Origin of the sequence: Streptomyces sp. NPDC001663 (assembly GCF_042893105.1) — a bacterium.
In the GTDB taxonomy this organism is placed as follows: domain Bacteria; phylum Actinomycetota; class Actinomycetes; order Streptomycetales; family Streptomycetaceae; genus Streptomyces.
Genome location: NZ_JBIAUR010000004.1, coordinates 670,404 through 685,774 on the forward strand (window position 1 = coordinate 670,404; position 15,371 = coordinate 685,774).

General features: G+C 72.1%; 14 protein-coding genes. 4 read left to right on the forward strand and 10 right to left on the reverse strand.

Annotation, left to right across the window (positions count from 1 at the left end):
- Positions 1 to 21: 21 nt before the first annotated feature.
- Positions 22 to 216: a DUF3046 domain-containing protein gene (locus tag ACFY1L_RS16835; RefSeq protein WP_388823973.1), complete on the reverse strand. Its 195-nt coding sequence runs from the start codon at positions 214 to 216 to the stop codon at positions 22 to 24.
- Positions 217 to 296: 80 nt separating this feature from the next.
- On the opposite strand from ACFY1L_RS16835, the gene ACFY1L_RS16840 reads away from it, so the two are divergent.
- The gene (locus tag ACFY1L_RS16840; RefSeq protein WP_388823975.1) at positions 297 to 1,241 is read left to right on the forward strand and encodes a hypothetical protein; all 945 of its coding nucleotides are present in this window, start codon (positions 297 to 299) and stop codon (positions 1,239 to 1,241) included.
- Positions 1,242 to 1,253: 12 nt separating this feature from the next.
- On the opposite strand, the gene ACFY1L_RS16845 is transcribed toward ACFY1L_RS16840, so the two are convergent.
- From ACFY1L_RS16845 to ACFY1L_RS16855, 3 genes are read right to left on the reverse strand one after another with little or no spacing between them, the layout of a single operon-like run.
- On the reverse strand, positions 1,254 to 1,562 hold the full coding sequence (locus tag ACFY1L_RS16845) for an AzlD domain-containing protein (protein ID WP_388823977.1): 309 nt from the start codon (positions 1,560 to 1,562) through the stop codon (positions 1,254 to 1,256).
- A complete protein-coding gene (locus tag ACFY1L_RS16850) occupies positions 1,559 to 2,305 on the reverse strand; it encodes an AzlC family ABC transporter permease (RefSeq protein ID WP_388823979.1) in 747 nt (248 codons plus the stop codon). Before ACFY1L_RS16850 ends, ACFY1L_RS16845 begins: the two co-directional genes overlap by 4 nt.
- Complete coding sequence (locus ACFY1L_RS16855; RefSeq protein ID WP_388823981.1) at positions 2,218 to 3,171, reverse strand: AraC family transcriptional regulator; 954 nt, start codon at positions 3,169 to 3,171, stop codon at positions 2,218 to 2,220. The genes ACFY1L_RS16850 and ACFY1L_RS16855 overlap by 88 nt, the downstream gene beginning before the upstream one ends.
- 165 nt (positions 3,172 to 3,336) lie before the next feature.
- Here ACFY1L_RS16855 and ACFY1L_RS16860 point away from each other — a divergent pair, with 165 nt between their 5' ends.
- From ACFY1L_RS16860 to ACFY1L_RS16870, 3 genes are all read left to right on the forward strand, one after another.
- Positions 3,337 to 8,343 (forward strand): ATP-dependent helicase, encoded by a 5,007-nt coding sequence (locus ACFY1L_RS16860; protein ID WP_388823983.1) that lies wholly within the window; start codon positions 3,337 to 3,339, stop codon positions 8,341 to 8,343.
- A 603-nt stretch (positions 8,344 to 8,946) separates the two neighbouring features.
- Positions 8,947 to 9,783 (forward strand): Fpg/Nei family DNA glycosylase, encoded by an 837-nt coding sequence (locus ACFY1L_RS16865; protein ID WP_388823985.1) that lies wholly within the window; start codon positions 8,947 to 8,949, stop codon positions 9,781 to 9,783.
- 32 nt (positions 9,784 to 9,815) lie between these two features.
- Entirely contained in the window at positions 9,816 to 10,580 is a 765-nt protein-coding gene (locus ACFY1L_RS16870) for an SDR family NAD(P)-dependent oxidoreductase (RefSeq protein ID WP_388823987.1), read from the forward strand.
- Here ACFY1L_RS16870 and ACFY1L_RS16875 read toward each other — a convergent pair.
- The 6 genes from ACFY1L_RS16875 to ACFY1L_RS16900 all read right to left on the reverse strand — a co-directional run bounded on the left by ACFY1L_RS16875 (position 10,528) and on the right by ACFY1L_RS16900 (position 15,278).
- Positions 10,528 to 10,806: a hypothetical protein gene (locus tag ACFY1L_RS16875; RefSeq protein ID WP_388823989.1), complete on the reverse strand. Its 279-nt coding sequence runs from the start codon at positions 10,804 to 10,806 to the stop codon at positions 10,528 to 10,530. The genes ACFY1L_RS16870 and ACFY1L_RS16875 overlap by 53 nt on opposite strands.
- A 273-nt stretch (positions 10,807 to 11,079) precedes the next feature.
- The gene (locus ACFY1L_RS16880) at positions 11,080 to 11,454 is read right to left on the reverse strand and encodes a helix-turn-helix domain-containing protein (RefSeq protein ID WP_388823991.1); all 375 of its coding nucleotides are present in this window, start codon (positions 11,452 to 11,454) and stop codon (positions 11,080 to 11,082) included.
- 109 nt (positions 11,455 to 11,563) lie between these two features.
- Positions 11,564 to 12,109, reverse strand: a complete 546-nt coding sequence (locus ACFY1L_RS16885) for a CinA family protein (RefSeq protein ID WP_388823993.1) — start codon at positions 12,107 to 12,109, stop codon at positions 11,564 to 11,566.
- Positions 12,106 to 12,876, reverse strand: coding sequence for a CDP-diacylglycerol--glycerol-3-phosphate 3-phosphatidyltransferase (gene pgsA / locus ACFY1L_RS16890; protein WP_388823995.1), 771 nt, complete (start codon positions 12,874 to 12,876; stop codon positions 12,106 to 12,108). Before pgsA ends, ACFY1L_RS16885 begins: the two co-directional genes overlap by 4 nt.
- Positions 12,873 to 14,342 carry a 30S ribosomal protein S12 methylthiotransferase RimO gene (rimO, locus tag ACFY1L_RS16895; RefSeq protein WP_388823997.1) on the reverse strand — a complete coding sequence of 490 codons (1,470 nt, stop codon included), beginning with the start codon at positions 14,340 to 14,342 and terminating at the stop codon, positions 12,873 to 12,875. The genes pgsA and rimO overlap by 4 nt, the downstream gene beginning before the upstream one ends.
- Positions 14,343 to 14,435: 93 nt before the next feature.
- Positions 14,436 to 15,278 carry a helix-turn-helix domain-containing protein gene (locus ACFY1L_RS16900; protein WP_388823999.1) on the reverse strand — a complete coding sequence of 281 codons (843 nt, stop codon included), beginning with the start codon at positions 15,276 to 15,278 and terminating at the stop codon, positions 14,436 to 14,438.
- Positions 15,279 to 15,371: the final 93 nt, after the last annotated feature.

Consider the following 15,371-nt stretch of genomic DNA (forward strand, 5'->3'; position numbering starts at 1 on the left):
GCCTGCGATCTTCGTGACCGATCAGCGCTTCTCCCCCGGAACGTCCATGACTGTGCAGACCACGCGCCATACCTCCTTGGCGTCCCAGCCGGCCTGCAGTGCGCCGTGCACCGTGAGACCGCCGAGCTCCGCCATCACGTGGTCGCGCGCGAAGGTGTCGGCGTATCCGGAACCGAAGTGATCTGCCATCCGCTGCCAGAAGACCGTCAACCGCATGCATCCAGTATCCCGCTCCTGGGGGTGGGCCTGGGCCGGGGCCCCTTGCCGAGACCGCTTTCCGCCCTACGGTCTGACGCATGTCCGAAACAGGAGCTTCCCCACTCCCTGCCACGCCCCCGGCGCGCTCCCCGCTCTTCCGCGCCGAGCACTTCGTGTGGCTCACCGCGCGCGTGCTGGAGCAGCGCCTCTTCGCGCACCACTTCCTGAACGGGAGCGCCGACCCGGTGGAGACCGCGCTGGACGCCTACCGCAACGAGGACGGCGGGTACGGCCATGCGTTGGAGCCCGATCTGCGCGGCCCGGTCAGCCAGCCGCTGCACACCGGGCACGCGCTGCGCGTCCTCGACTCCATCGGGCGCTGCGGGGGACAGCGTGTGGAACGCGTGTGCCGCTATCTGACCGCCGTGTCCACGGCGGACGGCGCACTGCCGGCGATCCATCCCAGCCAGCGCGGCTATCCGGCGGCCCCGTTCATCCCGATCGTGGACGATCCGCCGAGCGAACTCCTCGCCACGGGGCCGGTGGTGGGCCTGCTGCACCGCAACGAGGTGTGGCACGCCTGGTTGTTCAGGGCGACGGATTTCTGCTGGCAGGCGGTGGAGTCCCTGGAGAAGTCGCATCCCTACGAGATCGAGGCCGCCGTGGCGTTCCTGGACTTCGCTCCCGACCGCCCGCGCGCGGAGGCCGCCGCCGATCGCCTCGGCCGCCTGGTACGCGCGCACCGGCTCGCGGCGCTGGACCCGGCCCACCTCGACGCGTATCCGGTCGCGCCCGGTTACGCGCCCGGCGAGCAGCACTTCCCGCACGACTACGCCAGGACGCCGAGCTCACTCGCGCGCGCGTGGTTCACGGACGACGAGATGACGCGCTCCCTGGACTTCCTCGCGGGCGCACAGCAGGAGGACGGCGGCTGGCCGATCCGCTGGCGCCAATGGGCACCGGGCATCGCCCTGGAGGCACGCCCCCTGGTGACCATCGAGGCACTGCGCACCCTCAGGGCGTACGGCCGCTCCATCGGCTGACCCCGGGTGCCGTCACCCACCCATGGCCCGCACCCCGGCGGTCACGATCACTGCCGCCGCCACGACGAGCAGGAACGGGGCGCGCAGAACCAGTGCAAGGGCCGCCGCGGCGAGCCCCGCAACCCGTGCGTCGAGCACCAGGGTGTGCCCGTCGGCGAAGGTCTGCTGGGCCGTGAGCGCGGCGAGAAGGGCCACCGGCAGGAGAGCGGCCAGACGCTTGACGAGCGGCCTCTCAAGGGCGCCCGCGGGCACGAGCAGGCCGACGAGCTTGACGGCGTAGCAGCCGAGGGCGGTCGCACCGATCGCGATCCAGGTGTTCAACGCGCTTCCTCTTCTGGGTCGTTGCGTGCTGTGCGCCCGCGGCGGCCCTGCAGGCACAGGACGGCAGGAGCGGCGAGCGCGGCAACCAGGACGGGCACACCGGCGGGCAGCACAGGCAGCAGACCGAGCCCCAGGACGACGGCCAGGCCCGCGACGACGCGCTCGGTGATGGTCTTCAGCATCGGCGCGAGCAGCGCCAGGAAGACGGCGGGCCCGGCGGCGTCGAGGCCCCAGGCATCCGTGTCCCCGATGGCCCTGGCGCCCAGTGCGCCGAGCAGCGTGGTGAGGTTCCACAGCACGTACAGGCTCAGCCCGGTGACGGCGAACCCGATCCGCGCACTGCGCCGCGTGGGCTGCGCCAGCGTGACCGCGGTCGTCTCGTCGATGACCCACTGGGCGGCGAACGGCCGCACCGCGCGCGGGAGGGCGAGCAACTGTGACAGCCGCAGCCCGTAGAAGGCGTTGCGCACGCCCAGGAAGAAGGCGCCGGCGGCCGCCGTGAGCGGGTTGCCCCCGGCCGCGAGCGCCCCCACGAGCGCGAACTGGGAGGCGCCGGTGAACACCAGGAGGCTGAGTGCGCAGGTCTGCAGCACCGTGAGCCCGCTGCCGGCCGAGGTCACCCCGAAGGCGAAGCCGGACAGTCCTACGGCGACGCCTACTCCGAGGGCGTCCCGGACGACGGCGGCGTCCGGTTTTCCTCCGCCTTCGGGACGTATGTCTGCGAGAGCTGTCTGTTCTGCCACGCCTCGGACAGTAGGAGCAGCCGCCCTCGCGCGTCTTGTACGTTCTTGCGCTCACGCCGGTACGCACCCGGGGGCACTCCGACGATCCGGGTGAAGTGCCGGTTCAGATGCGGCTGGTCGGTGAACCCGACGGCGACAGCGGCCTCCGCGGGCGCCGTACCGGCATCGAGCAGCCGCCGCGCATGCCGCACCCGGGCGTCCGTCAGCCAGGCGTGGGGCGGCATCCCATAGGCGTCCCGGAACGCCCGCAGCAACGCGAACGGACTGGTGCCGAGATCGGCCGCCAGCCTCTCCAGGGTCGGTGGCTCGGCCAGCCGCTCCTCCAGCACGGCACGCGCGCGTGCCGCGATCCGGGCACCCGCCGTCCGCACCTCCCGCTGCGGCAACGGCCCACCATTGAGCCGCAGCAGCCGAGTCACGGCGACCCGCAGCAGCGTATCGGCGGCCAGCGCATTGCCGTCGTCCGCGGCCCGCAGCACCTGATGCACCAGCCGGACCGTGTACGGATCATCGAGCACCGGACTGACGAAACCAGGCGTCCCACGAATGAGCGTGGTCTCGGCGGCGATCTCGCCGACCACCTCGGGCAACGGATACACGGCCCCGTACCGCCACCCCTCGGGCACGCCGGCCCGCCCCGTGTGGGGCGTATCGGGATTGACCAGAGCGAGCGCCCCGGCCCCCGCGTACACATCGGCCCCGCGATGGTGAAAGACCTCCACACCGTCGGCAATAGCGGCAATGACGAATTGCTCATGCGTATGCCGCACGAACGTCTTGTGGACGTATCGGGCCCGCAGCAGGTCGACCCCCGGCAGATCGGCGTACCGCCAGTGCCGCGCCAACTCCTTCCCCGAACCCGCCATGCCCCCCATTCTCCGCCAGGCCGATGCAAGGCAGCCTCGTCCCGCGCGCCCGGCACCCACCCGCAGCCCCCGACCCACGACGGACCCGAACGCGCCCGGCGCGAGCCCAGCGCAGCGAAACCGCAGTTCAGCACCATTGTCAGTGGGCGGGTGCAGGATGGACGCATGGTCAGCTCCGCACACCGAGCCCTGGACGGCTTCTCCCCCGCGACCCGCGGTTGGTTCACGGGGGCCTTCTCCGCGCCCACCGCGGCCCAGGCGGGCGCGTGGCAGGCCATCGGAGCAGGCTCCGACGTGCTGGTGGTCGCCCCCACCGGTTCCGGCAAGACGCTGGCCGCCTTCCTCGCCGCCCTGGACCAGCTGGCCTCGACACCGCCACCGGCCGACCCCAGGAAGCGCTGCCGCGTCCTGTACGTCTCACCGCTCAAGGCCCTGGCGGTCGACGTCGAGCGCAACCTCCGCAGCCCTCTGACCGGCATCCGCCAGGAATCCGTCCGGCTGGGCCTGCCCGAGCCCGAGGTCAAGGTCGGCATCCGCTCCGGCGACACCCCCGCGGCCGAGCGCCGCGCCCTGTCCACCCGGCCGCCGGACATCCTGATCACCACCCCGGAGTCCCTGTTCCTGATGCTGACGTCGGCCACGCGCGATGCGCTGACCGGCATCGGGACGGTGATCCTCGACGAGGTGCACGCGGTTGCGGGCACCAAGCGCGGCGCGCATCTCGCGCTCTCCCTGGAGCGGCTGGACGAGATCCTGCCGAAGCCGGCCCGCCGCATCGGCCTCTCGGCGACGGTCCGCCCGGTCGACGAGATCGCCCGCTACCTCTCGCCGCGCCGCAAGGTGGAGATCGTCCAGCCGAAGTCGGGCAAGGAGTTCGACCTCTCGGTCGTCGTCCCGGTCGAGGACCTGGGCGAGCTGGGCGGCTCCCCGGTCGCCGACGGCTCCGAGGGCACGGAGCGCCCGTCGATCTGGCCGCACGTGGAGGAGCGGATCGCCGATCTCGTCCAGGCCCACCGCTCGACGATCGTGTTCGCCAACTCCCGCCGCCTAGCGGAGCGTCTGTGCAACAGGCTCAACGAGATCGCGTACGAGCGGGCGACGGGCGAACCTCTGGACGAGCATCACGCCCCGGCCGAGCTCATGGGCGGCTCGGGCGCGGCCCAGGGCGCGCCGGCCGTCATCGCGCGTGCTCACCACGGCTCGGTCTCCAAGGAGCAGCGCGCCCTGGTCGAGGAGGACCTCAAGGCGGGCCGGCTGCCCGCCGTGGTCGCCACCTCCAGCCTCGAGCTGGGCATCGACATGGGCTCGGTCGATCTGGTCGTCCAGGTCGAGTCGCCGCCCTCCGTCGCCTCCGGCCTGCAGCGCGTCGGCCGCGCGGGACACCAGGTCGGCGCGGTCTCCACGGGCGTCGTCTTCCCGAAATACCGCGGCGACCTCGTCCAGGCGGCGGTGGTCACCGAGCGCATGCGCACCGGCTCCATCGAGTCCCTCAAAGTGCCCGCCAACCCCCTGGACGTCCTGGCCCAGCAGGTGGTCGCCATGACGGCCCTGGACACCTGGCAGGTCGACGACCTGTTGACCACGGTCCGCCGCGCGGCCCCCTTCGCGTCACTGCCCGAATCCGCCTTCACGGCCGTCCTGGACATGCTCGCCGGCCGCTACCCCTCCGACGCCTTCGCCGAGCTGCGGCCGCGCGTGGTCTGGGACCGCGTCGCCGGCACGGTCACCGGCCGCCCCGGCGCGCAGCGCCTCGCCGTCACTTCCGGGGGCACGATCCCCGACCGCGGTCTCTTCGGGGTCTTCCTCGCCGGGGCCGACCCCAAGAAGGGCGGCGGCCGGGTCGGCGAGCTCGACGAGGAGATGGTCTACGAGTCCCGCGTCGGCGACGTCTTCACGCTCGGCACCAGCTCCTGGCGCATCGAGGACATCACCCGCGACCGCGTCCTGGTCTCCCCCGCGCCGGGCGTCCCGGGCCGGCTCCCCTTCTGGAAGGGCGACCAGCTGGGCCGTCCGCTCGAACTGGGCCGCGCGGTGGGCCAGTTCCTGCGCGAGGTCGGCTCACTGCCGAAGGAGGACGCCCGCCTGCGCCTCCTCGCGGCGGGCCTGGACGCCTGGGCCGCGGACAACGTCCTGTCCTACCTCGACGAGCAGCGCGAGGCCTGCGGCCACGTCCCCGACGACCGCACGATCGTCGTGGAGCGCTTCCGCGACGAGCTCGGCGACTGGCGGGTCGTCGTCCACTCGCCCTTCGGCGCCCAGGTGCACGCCCCGTGGGCGCTGGCGCTCGGGGCCAAGCTCTCCGAGCGCTACGGCATGGACGCGCAGGTCATGCACGCCGACGACGGCATCGTGCTGCGCCTGCCGGATGCCGACCTCATGGGTCTGGATCTGCTCGACCAGGAGCCCATGAAGGCGGGCACGGAGTACGACGCCGACCAGGCACCCGTCGGCGCGGCGGACGTCGTCTTCGACAAGGGCGAGGTCGACCAGGTCGTCACCGACCAGGTCGGCAGCTCCGCCCTGTTCGCGTCCCGCTTCCGCGAGTGCGCCGCCCGTGCACTGCTGCTGCCGCGCCGCAATCCGGGCAAGCGCACCCCGCTGTGGCAGCAGCGCCAGCGCGCGTCCCAACTGCTCCAGGTGGCCAGCGAGTTCGGCTCGTTCCCGATCGTCCTGGAGGCGGTCCGCGAGTGCCTCCAGGACGTCTTCGACGTCCCCGGCCTCGTCGAGCTGATGGGCGACCTGGAATCCCGCAAGGTCCGCCTGGTCGAGGTCACCACCCCCGAGCCGTCCCCCTTCGCCCGCTCCCTCCTCTTCGGGTACGTCGCCCAGTTCCTGTACGAGGGAGACTCACCGCTCGCCGAGCGGCGCGCCGCCGCGCTGTCCCTGGACTCGCGGCTGCTGGCCGAGCTGCTGGGCCAGGCGGAGCTGCGCGAGCTGCTCGACGCCGAGGTGCTCACCGAGCTGGAGCGGGAGCTCCAGTGGCTCACCGAGGACCGGCGCGTCAAGGACGCCGAGGGCGTCGCGGACGTGCTGCGCCTGCTCGGCCCGCTCACCGACGCCGAGTTGGCCGAGCGGGGCGCCGAACCGCAGTGGGCCCAGGAGCTGGCCGGCGCCCGCCGCGTGATCCGGGTCCGTATCGCCGGCGCCGACTACTGGGCGGCGATCGAAGACGCGGGCCGCCTCCGCGACGCCCTCGGCACGGCCCTGCCGGTCGGCGTCCCGGAGGCCTTCACGGAACCGGTCAAGGACCCGCTCGGCGACCTGCTCGCCCGCTTCGCCCGCACCCACGGCCCCTTCACATCGGCGACGGCGGCGGCCCGCTTCGGCCTGGGCGTGGCGGTGACGGAGGGCGCGTTGCAGCGGCTCGCCGCGAACGGCCGTGTCGTACAAGGGGAGTTCCATCCGGCAGGCATCGGCCAGGAGTGGTGCGACGCGGCCGTACTGCGCCGTCTGCGCCGCCGTTCACTGGCCGCGCTGCGGCACGAGCTGGAGCCGGTTGCCCCGGCGGCACTCGCGCAGTTCCTCCCCCAGTGGCAGCACATCGGCAAGGGGCACGGACTGCGAGGCATCGACGGACTGGTGCGTGCCGTCGAGCAGTTGCAGGGCGCGTCCGTGCCCGCGTCGGCCCTGGAGAAGCTGGTCCTGCCGTCCCGCGTCGCGAACTACACGCCCGCGATGCTCGACGAACTCACCTCCGCCGGGGAGTTGGTGTGGGCCGGAGCGGGCGCGCTCCCCGGCAAGGACGGCTGGGTCTCGCTGTACCTCGCGGACGCGGCCCCCCTGCTCCTGCCCCCACCGCACCCCCTGGAGCTGACGGCGCTGCACCAGTCCGTCCTGGACGCCCTGTCGGGAGGCTACGGTCTGTTCTTCCGCCAGATCGCCGACCAGGTCCGCGCCACCACCCACCCCGAAGCCACCGATCCCCAACTGGCCGACGCAGTCTGGGACCTGGCCTGGTCCGGACATCTCACGAACGACACGCTGGCCCCCATGCGCTCCCTGCTCGGCTCGGGCCGCACGGCCGGCTCCACCGCCCACCGCGCCAAGCGCGCCGCCCCGCGCGGCCGCTACGGCTCCCTGACCGCCGCCGCCCGCCCCGCCTCCCGCAGCGGTCCGCCCACCGTCGCCGGCCGCTGGTCCCTGCTCCCGTCCCGCGAGGCCGACCCCACGGTGCGCGCACACGCCCTCGCCCGGACGCTCCTGGACCGGCACGGTGTGGTCACCCGGGGAGCCGTCGCCGCGGAAGGAGTCGAGGGCGGCTTCTCGGCGACGTACCGCATCCTGTCCGCCTTCGAGGAGAGCGGTCAGGCCCGGCGCGGCTACGTGGTGGAGGGACTCGGCGCGGCCCAGTTCGCGATGGACGGCGCCGTGGACCGCCTGCGCGCGGTGTCGAACGCCCGAGAGCGCGGCGAGACGCTGCCGCCCCAGTCCTTCGGCGACGGCACCCCCGACGGCTTCGCATCGCACCCCTTCGGCGACGGCACCCAGGACGGTTTTGCATCCTCCGGCTTCGGCTCACGCGGCGGCTTCGATCCGACCGCCGGGTCCACCCCCAGCACCCCGCCGGGAAGCCGCGCCCAGCAGAACAACTCCGAGTTCGACATCACCGGTTTCCACGAAGACTTCAGCTTCCCGGACACCCCCACCTCGCGCGACGAATACACATCGCCCCGCGACCTCGCTTCCCCGGGCGCAGGCGGCCCACGAGGCGGCGCGGGCTCCGCGTACGGCAGCGCATACGGATCCGCCTTCGCGAGCCGCCGCACCCAACCCACCCCCGACTCCCGGGCCGTCGTCCTGGCCGCCGCCGACCCGGCGAACGCGTACGGCGCGGCGCTCCCCTGGCCGGAACCGCCGACCGGCGCGGGCCACAAGCCGGGCCGCAAGGCGGGCTCCTTGGTGGTCCTCGTCGACGGCGAACTGGCTCTCTACATGGAGCGCGGCGGCAAGACCCTGCTGGCCTGGCCCGCCGCCCCCGACAGCACGGCCACCGAAGACCCCCGCCTGCAGTCGGCCGCGGCAGCCCTCGCCGCAGCCGCCCGAGCGGGTTCCCTCGGCACGGTCACGGTGGAGCGGGTCAACGGCACCTCGGCCCTGACATCCCCCATCGGCACGCTCCTGGAAGCAGCAGGCTTCATCGCCACCCCACGCGGCCTCCGCCTACGCGCCTGACCCACCGCGCACCCGGCGGCGGCCCGCATGCCCCGACAAGGACCCCAGCACGAACCCCGCCGCAGCCTCCGCCCGCACGCACGAGCCACCGCACACCGGCCAGCGACCCGCCCCGCCGACGAGAAGCCCAGCACCAACCCCACGCAGCCTCCGCCCGCACGCAGGCCCAGCCACCACACGCCCACCGCCGACCCGCCCCCGCCGACAAGAGCCGGGCCCCGGCCTGCGCCCACCCGCATAGACCCACCACGCGCCAACCGACGCCCCGCCCCGCCGGCAAGGAGCCCAGCAGCCACCCCTCCGGTCTCCGCCCGCGCCCACGACTCCACCCCTCGCTCGCCGACATCCCGCGCCCACCGCCAAAAGGCCCCCACCACACCACCACTCACAGCCTCCTCTCCCGCCCACGAAGCCGACACCGAAGCGCACCCGACCACACCGCCACAACCAAAGCGCCCCACCACCCCACCGCGCGCCCGTAACCCCCGCATCCACACACCCCCGACCGCCACGCGGCCACGAACTCCGCCCCACCCATCACCCCGATCCCACCCGACCCCGCATCCTCACCCCCGCCGCGCCCACCCATGCCACCCTTGACCCATGCCCGAAGGAGACACCGTCTGGCAGACCGCGAAGCGCCTGCACATCGCGCTCGCGGGCAAGGTGCTGACCCGCAGCGACCTCCGGGTGCCCAGGTACGCCACGGCCGACCTGACCGGCCGCACCGTCCTGGACGTCACCCCGCGCGGCAAGCACCTCCTGACCCGTATCGAGGGCGGCCTGACGCTCCACTCGCACCTCAAGATGGACGGCTCCTGGAAGGTGTACGCGAACGGCCGGCGCTGGAGTGGCGGGCCGTCCCACCAGATCCGCGTGATCCTGGGCAACACCGACCGCACAGCCGTCGGCTACCGCCTCCCCGTCCTCGACCTCCTCCGCACCACCGACGAACAGCGCGTCGTCGGCCACCTCGGCCCCGACCTCCTCGGCCCGGACTGGAACCCGGACCAGGCCCTGGCGAACCTCCTCGCCGACCCCGCCCGCCCCCTGGGCGAGGCCTTGCTCGATCAGCGCAACCTCGCCGGCATCGGCAACGTGTACAAGAGCGAGCTCTGCTTCCTGCTCGGCGCTACCCCGTGGCTGCCGGTCGGCGCCCTGCCCACCGAGCGCGCCGCGAAGCTGCCCGCGCTCGCCAAAAAGCTCCTGGAGGCCAACCGCGACCGCCCGGTCCGCACCACGACGGGCCGCCGCGGCCAGGACCTCTTCGTGTACGGCCGCGCACCCCGCCCCTGCCTGCGCTGCCAGACGTCGATCCGGGTGGCCGACCAGGGCGACGGCTCCCGCGACCGCCCCACCTACTGGTGTCCGGCCTGCCAGACGGGACCGGCCCCGAACCCCGCCCCACCGCGCGGAACCCCACGCCGTACGACCAATTGACGACCCGTCAGAAACCCTCGTACCGTCCCTTCATGCCCGTCAAGGCGTACGACCTCACCGGACGCACCGCATTCGTCACCGGGGCCGCCGGCGGCATCGGCCGCGCCTCGGCCGTACTGCTTGCCGAAGCCGGCGCCACCGTCCACTGCGCCGACCGCGACGCACAGGGCCTGCACGAGACGGCGACCCTGATCAAGGACGCCGGCGGCAGCGCCCGTACCCACCATCTCGACGTCACCGACCGCGAACAGTTCCGCCAGGCCGTCGCCTCCTGCGAGCGCCTGGACGTGATGGCCGCCATAGCGGGGATCATGCACAGCAGCCCGGTCCTGGAGACCCTGGACGAGGACCTCGACCGCGTGCTGGACGTCAACTTCAAGGGAGTCCTGTACGCCTGCCAGGAGGCGGCCCGCGCGATGCTGGCCCAGGAGACCGGCGGCAGCATCATCACCATGGCCTCCAGCGCCATCGACACAGGCCGTCCCGGTCTGCTCTGCTACGGCGCGGCCAAGGCAGCCGTGGTGCAGCTCACGAAGACGCTGGCGAGCGAGGTCGGCCGGCACGGGATCCGCGTCAACGCGGTCGCGCCCGGCTGGACCCGCACGCCCATGACCGACCGCCACGAAGCCGAGGCGCAGGCACAGACCGAGGCGCTGATGGCCCGCATGTCCCCTCTGGGCCGGGTCGGCGAACCGGAGGACGTCGCCCACACCGTGCTCTACCTCGCCTGCGACGCGTCATCCTTCACGACTGGCCAGATCCTGCGTCCGAACGGCGGGGTGGCGATGCCGTGGTGACCCGGACCGCGCGCCAGGCACTGCCCCACCGCCCGGTCTCGAGGGCCCCCGTCGCCCGCGCCTTGGGCACACAGTGCACCGGCAGCAGACTGAGCCCCCATCCCCCGGCGGCGACCGCCCCCTCCAGCGCCCCCGCATCGGGCGACAGCGCGAGCCGCAGCACGGCCCACCACCACAGCACCCCGAGCCCGAGCGCAGCCCCCCGGCGCACTATCGGACCTGCCATGGACTGCCACCTCCAGCCCCGAAGCCAGACCGCCGCCTTCGCCCGCAAGGCAGGGCGCAGGGACAGCACGCGGGCGCACCGCAGGCCTCCACCATGACGGTCCGGGTCCGCACCGGCAAACGGACCCGTGACGCCGTACGAGGCCCCCGAACGAGCCGTGCAAGGTCCCGAACAACACGAAAACCCCGACCGCACCTCCCCGGTTCTTCCCGGGAAGGCCCTGGTCGGGGCCTCACACGTGCTTGTCGGCTCACGCACTCACACGCGCGAACGTCAGGCGGCGACCACGTCCACCGCCTCGGCGGGCGCCTTGATGGTCACCCGTTCCGGTGGCACACCGGTCACCGACACGGAACCCAGCATCGGACGAACCGGCGCAGGTACAGGCTCGGTGGCCCCAGCAGACTGGGCCAGCTCGGCGAGGGCGAGCTCGTCGCTCACTTCCCGCATGAGCTCGGACATCCGTACGTCCAGCGCGTCGCAGATCGCGGAGAGCAGCTCGGAGGAAGCCTCCTTCTGCCCCCGCTCCACCTCGGAGAGATAGCCGAGTGAGACTCGGGCGGACGAGGAGACTTCGCGCAGAGTACGGCCCTGGCGTTGGCGCTGCCGACGCAGCACGTCACCAAGCAGGCGACGGAGCAGAATCATCGGTGGCTCCCTCCTCGGACCGCGTAGCCGCATCCTTCTCGCCCCACCGTACCGCCTTGCGCCGCGGCCGTGCGGGGAGCGATGTCGTGTTCACTCAGGGCTGCAAACATCAAAACCCCCCGTTCTGTTCCGTATCCTGTGCCCGCTCATTCCCAGTGTGTTCGCCCGCAAGCTCCTTCAGGAGCAGTGCGAGTACGCTCCGTACACTCTCCATACGAATTTCCGCGCGGTCGCCGTTCAACCGCAGGGCCTCGACTTTTCCGCCACCGGCAGAACCGGAAGCGCCTTCGAACGGGCCGTCCAGAGCGATGAAAACCGTCCCGACGGGCTTCCCGTCCTGCGGTTCGGGCCCGGCGACACCGGTGGTCGCAAGGCCCCAGTCGGCGCCGAGCGCCTTGCGCACTCCGGCCGCCATCTGGGCCGCGACCTGCGGATCGACCGCTCCTCGCTGTGCCAGCAGGGTGGCGTCGACACCGAGCAGTTGGTGCTTCAGCTCGGTGGCGTAGGCGGTCACCGAACCCCGGAAGGCCTTGGACGCTCCGGCGGCGGCTGTGATTTCCGCCGCAACGAGCCCGCCCGTGAGGGACTCGGCGACCGCGAGGGTCTCACCCTTCACTGTCAGTAGTCGCACGACGTCGGCGGCCGAGGAACTCACGCTTCGGTCTCCTCCAACGCGGCCTTGCGCTCGGCGATTCCCTGCCTGCGCAGCACAATGGCCTGTCTCACATAGTCGAGCCCGGTCACCACGGTCAGGATGACCGCGGCCGCCATCACCCACCACCTCAGCGTGGCCAGCCAGCCCGTCAGCGCCAGGACGTACATCCCGACGGCCACTCCCTGCGTCAGTGTCTTGAGCTTGCCGCCTCGGCTGGCCGGGATGACGCCGTACCGGATGACAAGAAAACGCAGCAGAGTGATCCCCAGTTCCCGGCCGAGGATGACGATCGTCACCCACCACGGCAGGTCGCCCAGCGAGGAGAGACAGATCAGCGCAGCGCCCATGATCGCCTTGTCGGCGATGGGGTCGGCGATCTTTCCGAAGTCGGTGACGAGGTTGTAGGTGCGCGCCAGATGCCCGTCGAAGAGGTCGGTGATCATGGCGATGGCGAAGGCCGCCCAGGCGAGCGAGCGCCATGCCGGGTCGTACCCGCCGTCGGCCAGCATCAGCGCGACGAAGCCGGGCACGAGGAGCAGCCGGAGCATGGTGAGCAGATTGGCGATGTTCCAGACGCTGGCCTGGTTGACGGCCGCGGCCGCGATCTTGCCGCCCCGCGCCGGCTTCGCACCGCCCGACGCGGCATCGGAGCCTGCAACGGCGGCAGCATCGGATACGGCATCCGACGTGGCGCCCGGAGCCGGGCTCGCCGGCGCTCCCTGCGCGCCGGAGGAGCCGTTCGCCGCCGATGCCGGTACTCCGGTCATCTGCCCGCCTCCTCACTACACGCGAGCGAGCCCGCCAGTGGCTCGGCCACCAGGTCGACACCTTCCGTACCGACCACCTTGGCCTCGACGATACGGCCGACGCTCAGACCTTCGCCGCTCGTGAGCAGCACCTGGCCGTCGGTCTCCGGCGCCTGGTGCGCCCCGCGGCCGTAGACACCCTCCTCGTCCACGGACTCCACGAGCACGTGGACGGTCTCGCCCACGCGCTCCTCGGCCCGCTGCGAGACCAGCTCCTCGGCCAGCCGGGAGACACGTGCCAGCCGCTCGGCGACGACGTCCTCGTCCAGCTTGTTCTCGTACGTCGCCGCCTCGGTGCCCTCCTCGTCGGAGTAGCCGAAGACGCCGATGGCGTCCAGGCGCGCGCCGTTCAGGAACCGCTCCAGCTCCGCCAGGTCGTCCTCGCTCTCGCCCGGGAAGCCGACGATGAAGTTGGAGCGCACGCCCGCCTCGGGAGCCTTGCTCCGGATGGTGTCGAGCAGTTCCAGGAAGCGGTCGGTGTCGCCGAAGCGGCGCATGGCACGCAGCACGCCGGGGGCCGAGTGCTGGAAGGAGAGGTCGAAGTACGGGGTGATCTTCGGCGTCGAGGTCAGGACGTCGATCAGCCCGGGCCGCATCTCGGCCGGCTGGAGGTAGCTGACGCGCACCCGCTCGAGGCCGTCGACCTCGGCGAGCTCGGGCAGGAGCGACTCCAGTAGGCGGATGTCGCCCAGGTCCTTGCCGTACGAGGTGTTGTTCTCGGAGACCAGCATGATCTCCTTGACGCCCTGCTCGGCCAGCCACCGCGTCTCGTTCAGCACGTCGCTCGGGCGGCGGGAGATGAAGGAGCCCCGGAAGGACGGGATGGCGCAGAAGGAGCAGCGCCGGTCGCAGCCGGAGGCGAGCTTGACCGAGGCGACCGGGGCGCCGTCCAGCCGGCGGCGCAGGGGCGCACGGGGGCCGGAGGCAGGCGCGAGGCCCTCGGGGAGGTCCACCGGAGCGTGTCCTGGCAGTGCGACCTCGGCGGCCGACTCCTGGCGCTCGGCGGGGCTGATCGGCAGCAGCTTGCGCCGGTCGCGCGGGGTGTGGGAGGCGTGGATGCCGCCGTTCAGGATGGTCTGCAGGCGGTCGGAGATGTCCGCGTAGTCGTCGAAGCCGAGCACGCCGTCGGCTTCGGGGAGGGCCTCGGCGAGATCCTTGCCGTACCGCTCGGCCATGCAGCCCACCGCCACGACGGCCTGGGTTCTCCCGTGCCCCTTGAGATCGTTGGCCTCCAGGAGGGCATCGACGGAGTCCTTCTTGGCGGCGTCGACGAAGCCACAGGTGTTGACGACGGCGACATCCGCGTCCGCGGCGTCCTCCACGAGGTCCCAGCCGTCCGCCTCCAAGCGGCCTGCGAGCTCCTCCGAGTCCACCTCGTTACGGGCGCAGCCAAGGGTGACGAGTGCGACGGTACGGCGTTCAGGCATGGGCTCAAGACTACTTTGTCTCACTGACAGCCCACGTCGACGGGGTTGGCCGATCTTGGCCAACCCCGTGCGCACTCAACCGTTCCGACCGGGTTATCCGACCTGAGGGTCGCCCTTCGTATACGTCAGGCGCTCCACCGCTCCGGGCTGGAAGTCGTCCTCGATCTTCTTGCCGTTGACGTAGAGCTGGATCGCCCCGGCGTCACCGAGGACGAGGTTGATCTTCTCGCTGTCCTGGAAGGTCTTGGAGTCGCCCTGCTTGAGGAGCCCGTCGAACAGGAGCCGGCCGTTGTGATCCTTGGCCGAGATCCAGCTGCGTCCGTCGGCGGCGCTGACCTGGACGGTGACCTTGTCCTGGGGCGCGGCCGCGATAGCGCTGTCCGACGGGTCGGACTTCGGGACGTCGGACTTGCTGTTCTTGGGCGTGGGCGAGGCGGACTTGCTGGTCGTGGGCGTGGAGCCCTCGGCGACCTGCGTCTTGGAGCCGCCGTCGTCGTCCCCGCCCTTGAAGGCGGTGAACCCGACGAAACCGATCACGGCGACGATCGCGGCGACCATCGCCGCGGTCCAGTTGGGCCCGCGCCGCTCGGGGCGGATGCGTTCCGCCTCGAAGAGGGGCGCCGCCGGGGTCGGGGCCGGGCGGCCGCCGTGGTCGGCGTCGTACTGCTCGAGCAGCGGGGCCGGATCGAGGTGGACAGCCTTCGCCAGGGTCCGGATGTGCCCGCGCGCGTACACGTCTCCGCCGCAGGGGGCGAAGTCGTCCGCCTCGATGGCGTGCACGATCGCGATGCGGACCCGGGTGGCATTGGTGACGTCCTCGACGGTCAGCCCGGCGTCGATACGCGCCTGTTTGAGGGCGCGGCCGACGGAGAGGCGGGCTGCCTCGCGGTCGTCTTCGAACGGACGCTCGTCTTCAGGGGAGTTGCCGATGGACACGGGGGCGCCTTTCGAGCGTTTAAGCCACCTGTGCTGCAGGTTCAGTCTATGGGGGGTGCGAAAGGGTGGGGCAACCGGGCGGTGGAGCTTGTT